Source organism: Chryseobacterium sp. MDT2-18 (genome assembly GCF_030815285.1).
Lineage (GTDB): Bacteria > Bacteroidota > Bacteroidia > Flavobacteriales > Weeksellaceae > Kaistella > Kaistella salivictor.
In genome coordinates this window covers 155303-172738 of record NZ_JAUSWQ010000003.1, presented here as the reverse complement: position 1 = coordinate 172738, position 17436 = coordinate 155303, and the positions used below count along the sequence as shown (strand labels likewise).

Annotated in this window: 14 protein-coding genes and 2 pseudogenes; 8 read left to right on the top strand and 8 right to left on the bottom strand. The window is 38.3% G+C overall.

Going from position 1 to position 17436, the window contains the following annotated elements:
* Window positions 1-44 precede the first annotated feature (44 nt).
* The 3 genes from QF004_RS04680 to QF004_RS04670 all read right to left on the bottom strand — a co-directional run bounded on the left by QF004_RS04680 (window position 45) and on the right by QF004_RS04670 (window position 4503).
* A complete protein-coding gene (locus QF004_RS04680; protein ID WP_307423313.1) occupies window positions 45-2390 on the bottom strand; it encodes a tyrosine-protein kinase in 2346 nt (781 codons plus the stop codon).
* Window positions 2391-2393: 3 nt separating this feature from the next.
* Complete coding sequence (locus QF004_RS04675) at window positions 2394-3191, bottom strand: polysaccharide biosynthesis/export family protein (RefSeq protein ID WP_307423310.1); 798 nt, start codon at window positions 3189-3191, stop codon at window positions 2394-2396.
* Window positions 3192-4116: 925 nt separating this feature from the next.
* The gene (locus QF004_RS04670) at window positions 4117-4503 is read right to left on the bottom strand and encodes an HU family DNA-binding protein (protein WP_133440975.1); all 387 of its coding nucleotides are present in this window, start codon (window positions 4501-4503) and stop codon (window positions 4117-4119) included.
* A gap of 230 nt (window positions 4504-4733) precedes the next feature.
* On the opposite strand from QF004_RS04670, the gene QF004_RS04665 reads away from it, so the two are divergent.
* The 5 genes from QF004_RS04665 to QF004_RS04645 all read left to right on the top strand — a co-directional run bounded on the left by QF004_RS04665 (window position 4734) and on the right by QF004_RS04645 (window position 12371).
* Window positions 4734-5528, top strand: a complete 795-nt coding sequence (locus QF004_RS04665) for a helix-turn-helix domain-containing protein (protein ID WP_307423305.1) — start codon at window positions 4734-4736, stop codon at window positions 5526-5528.
* Between the two features lie 2146 nt (window positions 5529-7674).
* The gene (locus tag QF004_RS04660; protein ID WP_307423302.1) at window positions 7675-8646 is read left to right on the top strand and encodes a polyprenyl synthetase family protein; all 972 of its coding nucleotides are present in this window, start codon (window positions 7675-7677) and stop codon (window positions 8644-8646) included.
* A 557-nt stretch (window positions 8647-9203) separates the two neighbouring features.
* Entirely contained in the window at window positions 9204-10154 is a 951-nt protein-coding gene (locus tag QF004_RS04655; protein WP_133440972.1) for a GSCFA domain-containing protein, read from the top strand.
* 321 nt (window positions 10155-10475) lie between these two features.
* On the top strand, window positions 10476-11240 hold the full coding sequence (locus QF004_RS04650; RefSeq protein ID WP_307423299.1) for a TatD family hydrolase: 765 nt from the start codon (window positions 10476-10478) through the stop codon (window positions 11238-11240).
* Window positions 11241-11249: 9 nt separating this feature from the next.
* A complete protein-coding gene (locus QF004_RS04645) occupies window positions 11250-12371 on the top strand; it encodes a 1-acyl-sn-glycerol-3-phosphate acyltransferase (protein WP_307423295.1) in 1122 nt (373 codons plus the stop codon).
* Between the two features lie 110 nt (window positions 12372-12481).
* Here the strand turns inward: QF004_RS04645 and QF004_RS13955 are convergent.
* Window positions 12482-12604 (bottom strand): annotated as a pseudogene (locus QF004_RS13955) (helicase-related protein); the annotation flags it as partial.
* Between QF004_RS13955 and QF004_RS04635 the strand changes: the two are divergent.
* From QF004_RS04635 to QF004_RS04625, 3 genes and pseudogenes are all read left to right on the top strand, one after another.
* Window positions 12590-12889, top strand: a pseudogene (locus QF004_RS04635) (TatD family hydrolase); the annotation flags it as partial. The pseudogenes QF004_RS13955 and QF004_RS04635 overlap by 15 nt on opposite strands.
* Before the next feature lie 79 nt (window positions 12890-12968).
* A complete protein-coding gene (locus QF004_RS04630; RefSeq protein WP_133440969.1) occupies window positions 12969-13202 on the top strand; it encodes an addiction module family protein in 234 nt (77 codons plus the stop codon).
* Window positions 13199-13489 (top strand): type II toxin-antitoxin system RelE/ParE family toxin, encoded by a 291-nt coding sequence (locus QF004_RS04625; RefSeq protein ID WP_307423289.1) that lies wholly within the window; start codon window positions 13199-13201, stop codon window positions 13487-13489. The genes QF004_RS04630 and QF004_RS04625 overlap by 4 nt, the downstream gene beginning before the upstream one ends.
* Before the next feature lie 71 nt (window positions 13490-13560).
* Here the strand turns inward: QF004_RS04625 and QF004_RS04620 are convergent, their stop codons facing one another.
* From QF004_RS04620 to QF004_RS04605, 4 genes are all read right to left on the bottom strand, one after another.
* Window positions 13561-14814 (bottom strand): DEAD/DEAH box helicase, encoded by a 1254-nt coding sequence (locus tag QF004_RS04620; protein ID WP_133440967.1) that lies wholly within the window; start codon window positions 14812-14814, stop codon window positions 13561-13563.
* A gap of 388 nt (window positions 14815-15202) precedes the next feature.
* Window positions 15203-15679: a DUF6438 domain-containing protein gene (locus QF004_RS04615; protein ID WP_307423284.1), complete on the bottom strand. Its 477-nt coding sequence runs from the start codon at window positions 15677-15679 to the stop codon at window positions 15203-15205.
* Between the two features lie 90 nt (window positions 15680-15769).
* The gene (obgE, locus tag QF004_RS04610; RefSeq protein ID WP_133440965.1) at window positions 15770-16753 is read right to left on the bottom strand and encodes a GTPase ObgE; all 984 of its coding nucleotides are present in this window, start codon (window positions 16751-16753) and stop codon (window positions 15770-15772) included.
* Between the two features lie 85 nt (window positions 16754-16838).
* Window positions 16839-17417 carry an adenylate kinase gene (locus tag QF004_RS04605; RefSeq protein WP_133440964.1) on the bottom strand — a complete coding sequence of 193 codons (579 nt, stop codon included), beginning with the start codon at window positions 17415-17417 and terminating at the stop codon, window positions 16839-16841.
* Between the last annotated feature and the right edge of the window lie 19 nt (window positions 17418-17436).

Genomic DNA, 17436 nt, shown 5'->3' with positions numbered 1-17436 from the left:
TTTTCAGGACTGCTTTATTTGTGAGGCAAGACATGAACTGTAATTTAAAACCTGTCCTGTAAACGCTTCCAGAAAGTTTTCTTACCGTCTGTATAATAGCCGTAGCCATATTTTCCACCATAGCCATAGCGAAGTTCATCTTTATCAACATCATTCAAAACGATCCCTATTTTTTTAACATTCTCATCTGCTTCCACTACTTTTACATAATTGAGGAGCTGTTTTTCGGTGTATTTCGCCCGGGTCACATAGACCAACACATCTGCAAGCGATAAAATATGGAAAGAATCACTCACCATCATCATGGGTGCGGAATCGATTAACACATAATCGTAGCGGGTCACCAATTCATCGATCAGCAGTTTTAAACGGCCATCCTCCAACAGGTCCGTAGGATTGGGCGGAATAGAACCCGAATCAATGATATCTAAATTGGAGGTGAGTCCCGAGGTATTGATAATGTCCTTTACGGAAATGTTACCATCTGAAAGATAATCGGACAATCCCAGGACCGCTGCCGGAATATACCTCTTTAACTGCGGATTCCGAAGGTCGGCTCCAATGAGCACCACCTTTTTGTTGGAACTTAAAATTAAGGCGGAATTCATCGAAACCGTCGTTTTCCCTTCTCCTTTTACCGAGGAGGTGACCAGGATGACGGGGGCCCTATCCTTGATCCTGGTGAGCATGAATTTCAAATTCGTGGTCAGGATCCGGAACGCTTCCGCATAAATTGAAAGATCATTTTTTACCACAAGATCACCTGCCTCTTTATCTGCTGTGGGAATTTCTGCCAATAAAGGGACATTAGGCAAAACACGGGATATATCGCTTTTATTCGAAATTTTAGTATCAAAAAAGGAGTAGAGGTAAAATAACGCAGCTGGTACGAGTAAACCTAAAATGAATGCCGCTAAATATGAAATTTGCGTTTTGGGTGAGACCGGCATTATATTAGTGTAGGCCGGATTTACGACCCTTGCTTTTGGCGTGGTTACAGCTAATGAGATGGAGGTTTCTTCTCTTTTTTGAAGCAGGAATAAATAGAGCGCTTCTTTAATATTCTGTTGCCTGTCGATGTTTCTGAAAATCTTTTCCTGCTCGGGGAATTGTGCCACTGCGGATTTGTTTTCGTTCACTTTTTGTTGCAGTGCCGCCATATTCGACTGCAAGGACATGCGTGATTTTTGAAGGTTTTCTTTAATGACCGAGCGCATGGAGGAAATGTCGCGGTTGAACTGAATCACTGCGGGGTTAGAATTCGTCGCCTGCCGTAAGGTTTTATTGCGCGTTAACACCAATTGATTGTATTCGTTGATCACATTGTCCAGGCCCGAAGGCATCCCTAAATTACTGGGAAGCAACTGTTCGTTATTCGCGGAGTTAGCATAACTTAAGACCGAATTCACCATTTCCAACTGGGTACCCACGTCCATTATTTTTTTAGTGGCTTCATTGGCATTCTGTACAGACAATTGGGCCTGAGTCACCAAATCGGTAATCTGGTTGTTTCTTTTAAAGGTCGCTTTCTGATTTTCGATATTTCCCAACTCTTTGGTGATCAAATCTAATCGACTGTCAATAAAAGATGCGGTATTCTGCGATTCTAAGTTTTTATTGTCAGTAGCGTCTTTATTATAGAGCCTGATCAGTTCATTGAGAATGTTTTCTGATTTTTGGGGAATTTTACCTACTCGAGTGAGCGTGATGATGCTGGATTTATTTTTTGAATCCTCTTTTGCGGTTATATTTTGTTCCAGATCATTTACGACTTCATCAGGCCGAATAAGTATAATCTTTAATGGGTTTTCAAAAGCTACCAATGGTTGACGGTAAATTGTAAGCACAGCATGATCCAGTCGAATCTGTTGTCCATACTTATACGTTTTTTCAAAATGATCTTCCTGTTTTAGCTTAAATTGCTGTGCATTAACAGGAGAAAAAGAGAAGGATTGTGACTGAAATTTTTTTGAATTTAAAATATCAATATTGCCAAAAATAGGGGTGTCATCATAAATAGCTTTGCTAACCACTCTTCCTTCAGAGGCTATTACAACATCTAAATTCAGTTTTTTAACCAAATCGAAGAGAAGTGGTTTCGATTTCATGATCGCGATCTCATCCTGTAGATTGTTCCCACCAAAACCTCCCCCAAGAGAAAGGTTGGCGAAATCCTCCATGCTGACAGACGTGTTTTTCTTATCTGACGTAGAGACCAAGATGGAGGCGTTAGTAGAATATTGTTTCGGTGTGTACCGAAGATAAAGCCAGGCAAGAAAAAAAGCAACTATTACTGAAAGTAGGAACCAAGGCCATTTTTTTAAATATTTACTCAGTTCTGTCTGCAAATCAAAGGAATTGGTATCCTCCTGTTCATTGAATTCGTTCATAACTTATTTAAATCGGATAATGATTGAGAGTAATGCAATTGCGCTTCCAATAATCGAAAAAGTGAGCGCGCGGTTTGGATTGGTGCCTGCGATGATTTTCTTATTTTCATCTGGCTGCACATATAAGACATCATTCTGCTGCATATAATAATAAGGGGAAGAAGTGATGTTTTTATCGGTGAAATCGATGACATGGGTTTGGTCGATGCCATTTTCATGCCGTACGAGTTTTACCTGGGTCCGGTCGCCGTTGTCGGTCATGTCGCCCGCCATTCCCAAAGCCTGAAGAAGGGTTACTTTATCGGAGGGACTGGTATATTGTCCGGGTTTCTTTACTTCGCCCAGAACGGTAATATTGAAGTTCAACTGTCGGATGGACACCAAAGGATCGGTTAGGTATTCCAAAAGTCTTGTTTCAAGATTTTCCCTAAGCTGAGACATGGTCATATTCTGGACCATTATTTTTCCCAAAACAGGAAAGACGATATAGCCTTCGTTACTCACTAAATATCCAACTGGCCCTGTCTGCGCTGTTTGGTTGGGTAAGAATTCACTACTGTTACCTGCCTGATTCATCGTATTAATGTTGAACGGCCTAACCGCATTGTCGTCAAAAGCGGTCACTTTGATATCCAAAAGATCTCCGGGTTGTAGATGGCTTCCTTCAAACACCGCCTGCTTCACTTCCTGATCCAGTTCTGTCGTTTGTTTTTCCATATAAACCATATTTTCTTTGGGTTTACAGGAAAAAGCCATAGCGATAAGCGTGGCCGCCAGAAAAATATTTTTGATCTTTGTCATGTTATACTTAAAGTTCGCAAAAATAGTAAAAATAAAGTACTTTCACAGGGTAGTGAGGTGCGAATTTCGCTGGGTGTTGGTTTGTTTTCTTGAATATTTTGCGTTCAAAAGGATTGTTATTTAATGATTTTCGGCTTTTAAAGCTTTTTTTTATGAGAATAGTTCATTGGAGAAAAAATAATACAGTAAAGTGGGAAGGCGGGTGAAAATACTGTTTTGCAGTGATTTTTTTTATGGGGTAGAGAGTTACGGGGTACGAGGTTCTAGGTGCGGGTTGCGGGTTCGGCCTCTGGGAGCTGTTAGGTTCAGGCGGAATGTTTAGAATTCCAAGGATTTTTTTACGGTATATTAAATTTGCTTAAAAAAAGAAATTTTCTTTTGCTCCGACCCTAAAATGGTGGAACATTTCTTAAATTTATCAAAATTATACCCTTTAGGGATTGGGGAAATTGATTTTGATGAATTTTATCACAGACTCTAAGACAAAAATAATAGATTCATCAGGATAAAAAATATTCCTTTAAGTAAACTGATTCCTTTGCTTTTTTTTACTTTTTACCTGGCTTCTTTTAAGTAAATAATCAGTAATGGTCGCCATTCTTTATTTTTACCATTAAGGGATTAAGGTGAATTAAGAGCTGTTTAAATTTGCTCAAAAAGAGAAATTTTCTTTTTCTCCGATCCTAAAATGGTGGAAAATTCTTCAAAAATACACTCTTCAGGGATTGGGGAAATTAATTTTGATGAATTTTGACCGGAAAATAATTTCATCAGGACGAAAAAAATAGTCCTTTAGGCCAAAAAATAAATTCATCAGGGCAAAAAAAAATTCCGTAAGTACGAAATTTGATAATAATGCTTAACTTTATAGCCACAAAAAACTCCCGGATGGCAGTCCGGGAGCTTCAAAAGCGGTTCAGGGTTTTTAGGAGGCCTGAATTTTTTTGACCACGGCAGTCGCCACGGTATGTTTAAGAATCGGAGAAGGGGAGAAAATAATCCGGATCTTCTTTACACTCGAAGCGGTTAATTCATCGGCAGTCTCAGCGCCGGTGCCCCGCAATGAAGGACGGAAAGTTCCCAGGTCTCCAAATTTAACAATATATCCTTCCCGCAGGTATTTGAGGAGGGATTTTTCAAGACCGAACAATACGGCCCGGATGTCTACACTGTTTAGCGTGGAGGCATCTGAGAGTTCTTCAGAAATCATTCTGATGTCGACTACCCCTGTACTTTTTACCTGGGGGTAGAACTTTTTAGGATCATCCGGCAGTAGCGGATTTCGCCGTTCAACGGCTTTAAAATTAATCATATTCTTTTGTTTTAAAAATTAATGTTTAGCCGCGCCTTTGCCATTGGGGAGCGGAGCAGTTTGCTGATTGTTGAACCTGGAATGGTGGTCGGTTCGTCTTTTTTTTAGGTCATGTCTGTTATTTTAAGGTTAAATATTTTGTGTGAAAAAAAATAGTCTGTATCTTTACAGCTGTACAAATATAGTAAATTGTTTTTAAATCGATACAAAAATTAAAATAAAGTTTTTAAATGGAAACAAACGAGAAGATCAAACACATCCGCTTAGAGCATGACATGACGCAGAACGAGTTTGCAGCGTCGCTGGGAATCAGCCGCAGTGCCCTGACGCAGATGGAGGCCGGCCATACCAAACCTTCTTTTGATGTGCTTGAAAAATTGATCGACCTTTATGATATCGACGTTACTATTTTCTTTAATGCTGCGGTCCCACAAAAGAAAAAACTCGATAATGTATTGGAAGTCGGACAAAAAGTGCAGAAAATTTTGGCTTTTTATGACGGTTATTATGGCCTGCGTTATAATCAACTGCTCGTTGACCGTCTTGTGCAGCAGGTTACGGATGGTTATCATGACCGGGAGAAAGCGAATGCCATGAAACAGACTTATGAAGCCTATTCCATGGTTAAAGGGGTGGCGCAGGAACTGGAGGTACTGCTGGTCGACCCGCTGAAAAGATACGCCAACAAAGTCAGGAAGCAAAGGATCACCGATGATGAAAATGATGATGAACTGATTCTTTCCCCCGATTCTGAAGAGGTGCAGGCTCACCTTGATCATATCATGAATGAGGTTTCCAACTATCTTGAAAATGGCGGAGGCGCCATTCTGGATTGGTATGCCGCCGCAAAAGAGGATGGACTGGTTTTGGGCGAAATCTATTTTACATCGCCTCTCAGTAAGGTGCTTTACAGTTCGCTGGAGGAGTTTCTGCATCATTTCGAAATCCTGCTGAAGAATGCGGATGCTTTGTCAGATGTGGAACATTATTATCAGACCGAGCATCACTTCTTCGGCAAGCTGTAAATGACGGGGCCGCGTTGCGGAAAAGGGAGACGAATAAGGTCATCTATAGCTGAAAGCCGCTCTGATAAATTTTCAGACCGCAGTTTTTTTAATAAAACAGAGTGGATTTTAGAGCCTGTTTACATTTGTTTTGAAAACCACAAAAGGTGCAAAAGCGGTATTTTTTTAAGTCTTTCAAAAGATTAAATAAGAACCTGTCGTAAAATGTTGCCTTGTTTGCTCTATTGGCGTTCTCTTTTTAAACTTTTTTTTCGATTCAGGTTTAGTTGAAAAATCAAATGCACTCCCTTTTTTATGCTGAGCGAAGCCGAAGTAAGGGTTGGGGCAAATGAGTTTGATTTTCTTTATTCTTTACTTTTTGTCTTGACACAAAAAGTAACAAAAAAGTCAAGACTGGATCTTTTTGCCTCACCGATTTCTATTGTTTTTAATGGAATCGGCGAACCTCCTTCGTCGGTTTGCTAAAAAATGAAGATTTCTTCTTAGAAAATCCCCAAAATTTATCTCGTCCCTAAGACGAGACTCGGGCGGAAACAAGATTTGTTATCGATTAAAAGTTTTTGCCGCCCTCGAACAGTGGGGATTTTTAGGCGGTATGCTCGTTTAAAGATTTGGATGGGAAGAAATCTTCATTTGCCTCCTCTTTTTTTATTTTTTAATGGAATCAGCGAACCTCTTCGAGGTTTTTCTTAATGCAAAAATCTCCTAAGTCGTTTTAAATTCAGGTTTTGTTGAAAAATCAAATGCACTCCCTTTTTTATGCTGAGCGAAGCCGAAGTAAGGGTTGGGGCAAATGAGTTTGTTTTTCTTTATTCTTTTAATTTTTGTCTTGACACAAAAAGTAACAAAAAAGTCAAAACTGGATCTTTTTGCCTCACCGATTTCTATTGTTTTTAATGGAATCGGCGAACCTCCTTAGTCGGTTTGCTACAATATGAAGATTTCTTCTTAGAAAATCCCCAAAATTTATCTCGTCCCTAAGACGAGACTCGGGCGGAAACAAGATTTGTTATCGATTAAAAGTTTTTGCCGCCCTCGAACAGTGGGGATTTTTAGGTGGTATGCTCGTTTGAAAACTGGATGGGAAGAAATCTTCATTTGCCTCCACTTTTTTTATTTTTTAATGGAATCGGCTAACCTCTTCGAGGTTTTTCTTAACGCAAAAATCTCCTATGTCATTTTAAATTCAGGTTTTGTTGAAAAATCAAATGCACTCTGGCGCGGATTTGCAATCCGATACCGCAGTGCAAGAAACTATGTGATGATTATCAAAAGATTTTAGAAATTGATGTGAATTTATAATTATTATGGGTACGAGCGAGACGCTCGGACCAGTGTGGGATTTATTCTTTTACTTTTTGTCTTGACACAAAAAGTAACAAAAAGGTCAAGACTGGATCTTTTTGCTAAAAAATGAAGATTTCTTCCAAGAAAATCCCCAAACTTGCACGGGAAGAGAGTATCGTTGAGAAACGAGATTATTGCCGTGCTTCGGACAAAGGGGATTTTTAGGCATTGATAGTTGATGGATTTGGAGGGGAAGAAATTTTCATTTTTCTTAACGCAAAAATCTCCTAAGTCGTTTTAAATTCAGGTTTTGTTGAAAAATCAAATGCACTCTGGCGCGGATTTGCAATCCAATACCGCAGTGCAAGAAACTATTGTGATGATTAACAAAAAATTTTAGAAATTGATGTAAATTTATAATTATTATGGGTACGAGCGAGACGCTCGGACCAGTGTGGGAAAAGGAGGCGAATGAGGTCATCTGTAACTGAAAGCCGCTCTGAGAAATTTTCAGACCGCAGTTTTTTTAATAAAACAGAGCGAATTTTAGAGCCTGTTTACATTTGTTTTGAAAACCATAAAAGGTACAAAAGCGGTATTTTTTTAAGTCTATCAAAAGATTAAATAAGAACCTGTCCTAAAATGTTGCCTTGTTTGCTCTATGGTGTTCTCTTTTTGAATTCGTTTGGTGGCTTCGTGGCTTAACTGTTTTATTGCATTTAAACTGGGCTCTCAGAAGTTCTTCGGTTTTTACGCAGTCAGCCCTAATGTTACCTTTCATTCAGGATGGTCAATTTTTGTGGTTGATTTTGAAGGTCAAAACTTTTTTAAATTGTATTTTTGCGCAAACAAGAAATTTATGCAGTTTTTAGATGAGTATCAGGGGATGGTTGCCAGTGCAATCACGAAATATGTCTTCAAGGATAAACCTGAGGAACTTTATGCTCCCATGAATTATATTATCTCGCACGGCGGAAAAAGACTTCGCCCCATGATGGTTTTGATGGCGTGTGAAATGTTTGACGGTGATTTAAAGAAAGCCCTTAAACCCGCTTTGGCCATCGAATTCTTTCACAATTTCACGCTGATTCATGATGATATTATGGATGAAGCTCCTCTGCGACGGGGAAAGGCCACCATTCATACCCTGCACGGAATCAATACGGGAATTCTTTCCGGAGATGCCCTGATGTTCAAAGCCCTTAAGTTTTTTGAAAATTTAGAACCCAACTTATACAAAGCGTGTGTGCGCGTTTTCATTCATACCGGCTTACTGTTGTGCGAAGGCCAGCAGTATGATATCAATTTTGAAACTCAGGAAGAAGTGACTTTCAATGATTATATCAGAATGATTACCTATAAAACGGGGGTGTTGAGTGCGTCATCGTTTGAGATCGGTGCCTTAATCGCCGGGGCAGATTTTAAAGATGCCAAAGCGATATTCAATTTCGGGAAACACGTGGGAATCGCTTTCCAGATTATGGATGATTATCTGGATGTTTTCGGAAACCAGGAACAGTTTGGTAAGAAACACGCCGGCGATATCTATGAAAATAAAAAAACGGTACTGTATCTTTTAGCGAAAGAACATGCCACCGAGGAAGAACGAAAAGAACTCGAATTCTGGTATTCCAAAAAAACCGATAATGTGGATAAAGTCTATAGTGTAGAAAAGATTTTCCGCCGTACCAAAGTGGATGAGAAGACCCTGCATCTGATCCAGGAACACAATGAGCTGGCACAGCAGTATCTGAATAAAATAAGTGTTTCCGACGAAAAGAAAAAACCGTTTATTGAGCTGGCGAACTATTTATTGAGAAGAGAATCTTAGCGCATTATTTAAATCAAAGAAATGAAAGCAGCTGGCTTTTGCTGGGAATCTGTTCAGGTGAATATTTTAACGCAGAGGGGGTTTCAGAACTTTAATTTTTGTCTTTTTTTAACCATTAAGGGATGAAGGGGAATTAAGGTTTCTTCGGAAATTATTTTTAAAAACCTTACTGGAACGTGAAAAGGAATTGCTTAAATGATTATTAAATAAAACAGACCGTTTATTTTTAACATTAAGGGATGAAGGGAAATTAAGATTTCTTTTTGGACGGTATATTAAAATGGTTATTATAGACAGGAAAAAAAGAAGTAAAATATCACCTCAAATTTTGCGGTTATTTTGTTTTAAATAAACAGGTGAGTGGAGTGCATATCTTTTAGATTAAAAGTTAACCTTTATATACCGTATGCATTTTGCAGACTTTTGACTTGCTGTTAAAATAAAACTTTTGTGACTTTTGCGGTAAAAAAATCTTTGAAAATCATATCATCCCATCACCTTAATATCACATCACCCCATCATCAAATCATCAAATCACCACATCATCCCATTAACCAATGAAATTTAGAACAGAAGTAGAAATTCCAAATTCCGAGATTAAAATTGAAGTTGAAGACCAGATCTTTTCCATCGGTTCCTGCTTTGCCACTGAAATGAGTGATCTGCTTCAGAGCGGACAGTTACAAACTTTTAATAATCCTTTCGGGACCATTTTTAACCCGTTCTCCATTAATCATGCGGTCAAAAAATTACACGATGCCCGATGGTATGAAGAGTCTGATCTGATCAGTTTCAATGAAGAAGTGATTTCACTGGACCATCACAGCTCCTTTAATTCCCGGTTTCTTCACCAGACTTTAGAAAAAATAAATTCGCAAATCGAGACCGGCAACCGGTTTTTACAAAATACGAACTGGATTTTAATTACGTACGGAACTTCCTTTATTTATGAATTTTTGCCGAAGAAAAAACCCGTGGCGAACTGTCATAAAATTCCGGCAAAGTATTTTGAAAAAAGACTGCTGACGAATCTTGAACTGACGGATGCGATGTATGAAACCATCGTTAATCTTAAAGATATTGCGAAACCAAACGTTCAGATTTTATTTACGGTTTCGCCCGTCCGTCACACCAAAGACGGAATGGTGGAAAATAATCTGAGCAAATCGAAATTGATTACCGCCATTCACGAGATGTTGCCACAATTTGAAAACTGCCATTACCTGCCGGTTTATGAAATTTTAATGGACGATTTGCGCGATTACCGTTTTTACAAAGAAGATTTAATTCATCCCAATAATCAGGCGGTCAGGTATATCTGGGAGAAATTCGGGAATGCTTATTTTTCTGATGAGACCATGGATTTCATCGAGGAGAATTTAAAAATCGCCAAATCCTTAGACCATAAAACCTCTGATGAAAAAAATCCGAAATACCAGGAGTTTTTAGAAAAGCTGAAAGCAAGGATTTCAATACAGCAGGCGAAAGTGAAACATAAAATATTTTGAAAACCGTAATAGATGTAAAATAAAAAACCAAAGAGACAAAACCACAAAAGTCACAAAAGTTTAAAGGAAATAGAGGATGAATAAAAGTTCACAAAGATTTTCAGATTTCGGTATTCTTCTTTTGTGACTTTTGTGGTTAAAAAAAATTGCCTAAACTAGTAAAGAATCAGTTTGAATGAAATTTAAAAAGGCTCTAATTAAATCCGAAACATTTTTAAACTTAATGATCTTAATTCCTTCCTCTTTCTTAATGGTTCAAATTTTCATTTAAAAAATTAATATTTTTCTGTTTTTAACCCGAAACATGTAACTCAGACCCCAATGATCGATACCCACACCCATTTATATTCCGAAGAATTCGATAACGACCGAAAAGAAATGATCGACAGAGCTCTTGCAAAAGGAGTTTCCAAATTCTATCTGCCCGCCATCAATTCTGAAACGCATGAAAAGATGCTCGCCTTGGAAAGTGAATATCCAGATCAGATCATTTCAATGATGGGATTGCATCCATGTTATGTAAAGCAGGAATCCTGGCTACAGGAACTGAAACTGGTTGAAGAATATTTAAATAAAAGGCCGTTTGCCGCGATCGGAGAGATTGGTATTGATCTGTATTGGGATAAAACGACTTTGGAAATTCAGGTGAAAGCATTCGAACAGCAGATCGACTGGGCGGTTGAAAGAGATCTGCCGATTGTGATTCACACCAGAGAAAGTTTCGACGAGACATTTGAAGTTTTAGACCGCAAAAAACATCCCAAATTACGCGGTATTTTCCACTGTTTTTCCGGAGATCTGGATCAGGCAAAAAGAGCCATGGATTTGAATTTCATTTTAGGAATCGGTGGAGTAGTCACCTTTAAAAACGGAAAAATCGATCAGTTTTTAGATCAGATTCCTTTAGATAAAATAGTCCTGGAAACCGATTCGCCTTATCTGGCGCCGGTTCCGCACCGTGGCAAAAGGAATGAAAGTTCTTATCTGGATCTGGTCGTGGGAAAACTGGTCAATATTTATAACAAAGATTTTTCGGAGATCGACCGAATTACTACAGATAACGCAAACCGGATTTTTAATAGGTAAAGAAAGATCATGAAAGAGAAATTCGACAGCATAAGATTTTATCATCCCGAAGAAGTGAATCCTGCAATACGCTTTATAATGCGCCATCCTATGATGAAACTTCTTCTGCATTATAGTCTTCCCAATATTTCAGATGAAGAAATACAGCAGATTGTTGGCGATATTCATTCGATCGAAGATTTTCAGAAAGCCATTATTTACCCAAGCATCAAGAATGTTTTGAAAGCAAGTTCTGACGGATTTACGATTTCCGGAGCAGAAAATTTGAATAAAAATGAATCGTATCTTTTTATTTCCAATCACCGGGATATTCTTTTAGACACCTGTTTGTTAAATTTTGCTTTGTTAGAGAAAGGTTTAAACCTTACAGCATCGGTCATTGGAGATAATTTGGTGCAAAGAGATTTGTACCTTATTTTGGCAAAACTAAACCGTAATTTTTTTGTAAAACGGAGTGCAGCGCCAAGGGAACTTTTAGAAAATAGCAAACTTTTATCTGAATATATTTTCCGATTATTAACCAGTGAACATCGCTCGGTTTGGATTGCGCAGCGGGAAGGTCGTGCTAAAGACGGTAATGATTTCACCCAGGTTGGTGTTTTGAAAATGATTTCGATGTTTGATGCGCAAAGTAAACCTTGTTCCTATTTTAAAAAATTAAAAGTAGTACCTGTTTCTATTTCGTATGAGTTAGACCCGACAGACAAATTGAAAGTTGAAAAAATGTGCGCAGATCAACTGAATCAGAAAAAGCACAAAAACGAAGATTTTCTCAATATTATGACGGGCGTCTCTGGCCAAAAGAAAAGAATTCACCTGCATTTTGGCAAGATAGAAGATGAGATTTATATGGATATTGAAAACGCGGTTTCCAATTCTAATAAGCAAATACAGCAGTTGGCAGAGGTTTTAACCCAAAAAATTATAGAGGGTTACCACCTTTGGCCAAGTAATTATATTGCTGCAGATGTACTGAAAAACAGCACCCTATATTCGAAATATTATACTGAAAAGGAAAAGCAATTCTTTATCAAAAGAATGAATTTAAGCATTGTTAAAAATAATCATTGTATGAAGCAAGCGTTTTTGGAAATGTATGCAAATCCCGTTTTTAACAAACGAAATCTATAAAAAATGCCACGAATTCACAAATAATTAATTCGCGGGTTCGTGGCATATGTTTTTTTTAGCGAAAAGCTATTTTCCTCTCGAAAAATTACTTTTATTATTCGGCTTTTTACCACCAGGATCCTGGTTTTTCCGGACTTGAAGTTGGAAAGTGCATTCTGTCTTGCATTTTGGGACTTGTTTCCGTGAATGGCTTCTGCGGAAATTTTGTGACTATGTAGTTTTCTGGCGATCTGGATCAGGCAAAACGGGCAGTTGATTTTCAGTTTATTTTGGGAATCGGTGGAGTAGCCACCTTTAAAAACGGAAAGATCGATCAGTTTTTAGATCAGATTCCTTTAGATAAAATAGTCCTGGAAACCGATTCGCCTTATCTGGCGCCGGTTCCGCACCGTGGCAAAAGGAATGAAATTTCGTATCTGGATCTCGTTGTCGGAAGACTGGTGAATATTTACGGCAAAGATTTTTCTGAAATTAATAGGATTACGACGGAAAATGCGTTAAGAATGTTTTATAGGTAAATTGCGCAAAATACAGTCAACCAGTTCCATCGGATAAGATAAATTTTAGTACATTTGAAAGTATAAATACACCAGAGAAATGGAAACTACATTGGATATTAGAAAAAAAATTCATGAATTTATTGATCATGCCGATGAAAGAATTTTAAGGATTATCAATGCAATCATCTTAACTGAGCAAGAAACAGCGCCAATGAATCCCGACTCTTTTTATGAAGAATTGGACAACAGGAAAGAAAGACATTTAAAAGGGGAATCAAAATCCTATACCTGGGAAGAAGTAAAAACCAAAGCAAGAGCAGCCGTAAAATGATTTACGAACTGGAAATTGTAGAAGAAGCAGATTTAGAGATTATTGATGCTTATTTGTATTACGAAAGTAAACAGTTTGGATTAGGCGAGAAATTTTTGAAAGAACTGGATCAATATTTTGAAAGAATTTGTGAAAGCCCCAAACACTTCGAAGTTAAGTATAAAAGTTATCGTGAAGCCTACATTCGAAAGTTCCCATATCTGATTATTTTTGAAATTGAAGAACAAAAAGTTGTTGTTTATTCGGTTTTTAATACCCCACAAAATCCTGAAAAGAAGCCCAAATAAAAAAGACCGCAAGTATCAATTGCGGTCTTTTCGTTTTGTTCAGTCCCATTATTAAAACGGGATGAAAAAAACTATCTATTTCTCGTGAAATTACTTTTATTATTCGGCTTTTTACTGTGACCGCTCGCAGAATTTCCTTGGGGTGGTCTTGGGCGGAAAGGCTTATTGTTCGAATCTCTTTTCTCAGCAACCAAATTCTCAGTATGGAAAGGATGCTCCTTCTCAACCGGAATTTTCTTACCGATCAGTTTCTCTGTATTCTTTAAATTGACAAGATCCAACCCATCAACAAAAGAAATCGAACTTCCTTCTGCACCGGCTCTTCCGGTTCTTCCGATACGGTGAACATAGGTTTCAGAAACGTCGGACAATTCGAAGTTAACGACATATTTCAGTTCATCGATATCGATTCCTCTGGCTGCAATATCTGTTGCCACCAGGATTCTTGTTTTTCCGGACTTGAAGTTGGAAAGTGCATTCTGTCTTGCATTTTGGGACTTGTTTCCGTGAATGGCTTCTGCGGAAATTTTATGACTTTGCAACTTTCTTGCGATTTTATCAGCGCCGTGTTTTGTTCTTGAAAATACCAAAACAGATTCGCGGATGTCATTTTGTAAAATGTGGGTTAACAAATCGAGTTTGTTGTCTTTATCTACAAAATATACTTTCTGCTGAATGGTATCTGCGGTTGCAGAAACGGGTGCTACTTCCACTTTTACAGGATTGGTAAGCATGGAACTCGCCAGTTTATTAATTTCTTCCGGGAACGTGGCCGAGAAGAAAAGGGTTTGTCTTTTTGGGGGAAGTAATTTGATGATTCTCTTCACATCGTGCACAAATCCCATATCGAGCATTCTGTCTGCCTCGTCTAAAACGAAGACTTCCAGATGCTTCAGTGAAATAATTCCCTGTGAAATAAAATCCAGTAACCTTCCTGGTGTGGCTACTAAAATATCAACGCCTCTTTTCAGGGCATTTTCCTGTGCGGCCTGTTTTACACCACCGAAAACCACGAGATTTCTCAGTCTCAAATGTCTTCCGTACGATTTAAAACTCTCATCAATCTGAATGGCTAATTCCCGGGTTGGGGTTAGGATCAAAACTTTGACGTGATTGCTTTTAACGTTTTTGGTGGCTAAATTCTGGAGGATCGGAATGGCAAATGCTGCTGTTTTTCCGGTTCCGGTCTGTGCGGTTCCCAGTAAATCTCTGCCTTGTAAAATGTGGGGAATCGATTTTTGCTGAATAGGTGTTGGTTGGGTGTAACCCTCTTCCTTAAGCGCTTTTGCGATAGGATCAATTAAGTTTAAGTCGGTAAAATTCAAATGAAATATTTTTTAATTAAAATGAAACTCGTGTCATTCTATAGTATATGTAACGAAGAAAAATGAAGTAAAAAAACTTTTTGGGTTTTCAGTTCCGCAGGAAAGCGGATTCATCTAGAATGACTACGTCCATAAAAAATCCTTCCAAAGAAGGAATTTAGTGATGCAAAGATAGTTTTTTTATTTTTAACAGATCATTTTTAATAACGGTTTAAGTTTTTTTACCGCAAAAGGCACAAAGTTTTATTCAGAGGTGGAACTGTTGCCTTTAATTAGTTCACCGGGGAGGTGACTGCCCTTTTTTTTAAGCACGAATTCTCAATTTTATTTCAACAGTTTTGCAGAATTTCAAATGATAAGATTTAAACAAATTTTTCCTTAGGGTGGTTTATTTAATTTTTGTCCAGGTTTGATTCGTCTTTAATTCTTCAAAAAATTGATATAGTTTTACCAGTTCCGGCGTTCCGTGTTTTCCGTAATCCTGAATTTTTTTGAAGCTTCCGTCCTGATAACTGATGGTTAAATACGAGGTTGGTAAATCGGTCACATTTTTATTTCCGTAATCCTCTTTTAAATTTTTAAGTTGCAAAGCATTTAATAAAGCGGTTAATTCATCGTATTTCTGCTGATCGATCTTCCCTTTAAAAGTTCCTTCACTTTCCTGAGACTGCGTATCCCGTGAAAAATTAAAACGTTCTGCTTCGAAAACTGTGGTGCGGTCTTTATTAATCGTCATTTTAAAAATGGGGCAGAAACCAAAACAGGCACCGGCCTCATACTGAATGGTTGCATACTCCGCCGGACCTCTGTTGGTGGAACAGTTGAGCAGGAGGGTTAATACTAATAAAGAGAAAAGGTATTTCATACGTTTATTTTAAATAGAGGGTTTCAACTATTGTTCCAAAAAAAATAGGTCTGGAAAATCCAAACCTACTGTGTGAAAAAAAATTATTAATTATCCGTGTAACTGTTTCCAAATGGCATCTTTTAACTCCATTAAACCTTCCTGGGTAACGGCTGAAAAGAAGATAGGCTGTTTGTTTTCCGGGAATTCTTTCGAGATTTCCGCTTTCAGTTCATCATCTAATAAATCTGCCTTAGAGATCGAAATAATATAATCTTTATCCAAAAGTTCCGGATTGTATTCCTTTAATTCGTTTTCTAAAATTTTAAACTCCTGAAAATGACTTTCGGAATCGGCAGGAATTAAGAACAGAAGAATGGAGTTTCTTTCAATATGTCTCAAGAACCGGTGCCCCAGCCCTTTTCCTTCTGCTGCGCCTTCGATGATGCCGGGAATATCTGCCATCACGAATGATTTGTAATTCCGGTAATCTACAATACCTAAATTGGGCGTTAAGGTCGTAAAAGCGTAGTTCGCAATTTTCGGTTTAGCTGCAGAAACGGCGGCCAGTAAAGTCGATTTTCCGGCATTGGGAAAACCTACCAGACCTACATCGGCAAGTAGTTTTAATTCAAAAGTAATATACCCTTCTTCACCGGGAAGTCCTGGTTGCGCATATCTTGGCGTTTGATTGGTCGAAGATTTAAAATGCTCATTGCCTTTACCGCCTTTTCCACCATGTTTAATGATGATTTCCTGGCCGTGTTCTAAAATTTCAGCAACGATTTCTCCCTCTTCATTTTTTGCAATGGTTCCCAGCGGAACATCGATGTAAACATCTTCACCGTAAGCGCCGGTTAACTGGTTTTTGCTCCCGTTTTTACCGCGTTCTGCCTTGATATGGCGCGTGTAACGCAAAGGAAGCAAAGTCCATTCATGTGAATCTCCTCTTAAAATTACGTGACCTCCACGGCCACCGTCGCCACCATCGGGACCCCCTTTGGGAACATATTTTTCACGGTTAAGGTGTGCAGATCCTGCACCGCCATGACCACTTGTACAATGGATTTTTACGTAATCTACGAAATTTGACATAATTGGTTTCTTAGTCATTACAAGAGAAAACGACAAAGCAATCCAATTCAACAGATTGCTTTACTGCACTCGCAATAACGGTTTTTTATTTTATTTTTTCTACTTCCGCAAAAAGCTTTTCAGAGATTTCATCGATGGCTCCAACTCCGTTTACTTCTACATATTTTCCCTGTTGTTTGTACAATTCGGCAACTTCTGCAGTTTTTGCGTAATATTCTTTAATTCTGTTGCTGATGATTTCCTGATTGGAATCATCTGTTCTTCCACTGGTTTCCCCTCTTTTCAGAAGCCGTTCAACCAAAACTTTATCCTCTACAATTAAAGAAAGACAGATATTGATATCGCTGTTTAGAATTTCTTTAACAATTTTTTCCAAAGCTTCTGTTTGGGTGGCTGTTCTTGGGAAACCGTCGAAAATAAATCCCTGTGCGTCACATGGTTTTTTCAATTCATCGGTCAGCATATCGATGGTCACTTGGTCCGGAACCAATTCGCCTCTGTCGATATATGATTTTGCCAATTCACCCAATTCGGTGTTGTTTTTCATATTGTAGCGGAATAAGTCGCCGGTAGAAATTTGTTTTAAATTGAATTTCTCAATCAAATTCTGCGCCTGCGTACCTTTTCCGCTTCCTGGAGGACCGAATAGAACGATATTTATCATATTACTTATCAGATTTATT